General features: G+C 68.5%; 2 protein-coding genes. Both read right to left on the reverse strand.

Going from position 1 to position 1,306, the window contains the following annotated elements; translation table 11 throughout:
• Positions 1-308 (reverse strand): hypothetical protein (locus G3I56_RS42565; RefSeq protein ID WP_343240233.1); only part of this gene is annotated, 308 nt, incomplete at its 3' end.
• Between the two features lie 70 nt (positions 309-378).
• On the reverse strand, positions 379-1,248 hold the full coding sequence (locus G3I56_RS42570; protein ID WP_164418899.1) for an IS5 family transposase: 870 nt from the start codon (positions 1,246-1,248) through the stop codon (positions 379-381).
• Positions 1,249-1,306 lie beyond the last annotated feature (58 nt).

Consider the following 1,306-nt stretch of genomic DNA (forward strand, 5'->3'; position numbering starts at 1 on the left):
TAGGCCGTGTTTTGGAAGTCGCGGGCGGCTAGCCAGATGATGAGGCCGCTCGCGATTCGGCCGATGCCGTGCTCAGTGGTCACGTGGTGTTCGCGGCGGGTGGTGTCGCGGCGGACCATCTCGTAGCCGCCTTCGTCGAGGACAGCGACGGACACGAACCAGGCAGGATCGTCCTGGTCTGGCTGGATGACGACGAAGGTGTTGTCCGTGTCGTTGAGTTCGCTGATCAGGTCGAACAGGGCGTCCTCGGAAGGGTCGTCGATGTGGTCGCCGTTTTCGCTGTCTGCGCAGTAGTACTGGGCGGCCACTGGACTTCTCCCCACGGTGCGCTGTCGGTTCGGGCGCCAGCATGGCACGGCCGTAGGGGTCGTCGGCGGGTCACAGCCACTGCTGGATCGCCGCGATCTGGACCGTCGCCTCGAAGCGGACGGCAAGCTTGTCGTATCGGGTGGCCACACCGCGGTGCTGCTTGAGGCGGCTGATCCCGCACTCCACCGCATGACGAGCCTTGTAGTCCTGACGGTCGAAGGCAGGCGGACGGCCTCCCGCGCTGCCTCGGCGCCTGCGGTTGCGGATCTGGTCGGCCGGCTCGGGGATCGTGCACCTGATCCCGCGACGGCGCAGATAAGCACGGTTGGCGCGTGAGGAGTACGCCTTGTCGCCCCGCACCCGCAACGGACGCACCCGAGGGCGCCCGCCGGCGGTGCGGGGCACCCGGATCGCTTCGAGGACCGGCTCGAACTGCGGGCTGTCGCCCCGCTGGCCCGCCGTGACCAGCAGCGACAGCGGCTTCTGTCCCTGCTCGCAGGCCAGATGGATCTTCGTGGAGAAACCGCCGCGTGAGCGGCCCAGCCCGTGATCGTCCGGCTCGGTCCGCGTCCCGCCCGGCGGTTCCTTCTGCCCGGCACCGTCCCGGCGGGCACCGGCAGCATGCTGATGGGCCCGGCAGACCGTGGAGTCGACGTTCACCTCCCACGCGATCAGGCCCGCAGCATCAGCCCTGACCTGCAGCGCGGTCAGGATCCCAGCCCACACGCCCTCACGCTGCCAGCGCCTGAACAGCCCATACACGGTCTGCCAGTGCCCGTACTCGACCGGCAGATCCCGCCACGGCACACCGGTCCGCACCCGCCACCGCACCCCGTCGATCAACCGCCGCCGGTTACGAGCCGGACGCCCCAGCCCCACGACCGGCAACAACGGCTCCAGCACCGACCACTGCTCATCCGAAAGATCCCCACGCCCCACACCTAGATCATCACGGCATGAAGCATGGTCAGGGACTCAGTTCCAAAACACGGCCTAG

Source organism: Streptomyces sp. SID12488 (assembly GCF_010548275.1).
GTDB lineage: Bacteria > Actinomycetota > Actinomycetes > Streptomycetales > Streptomycetaceae > Streptomyces.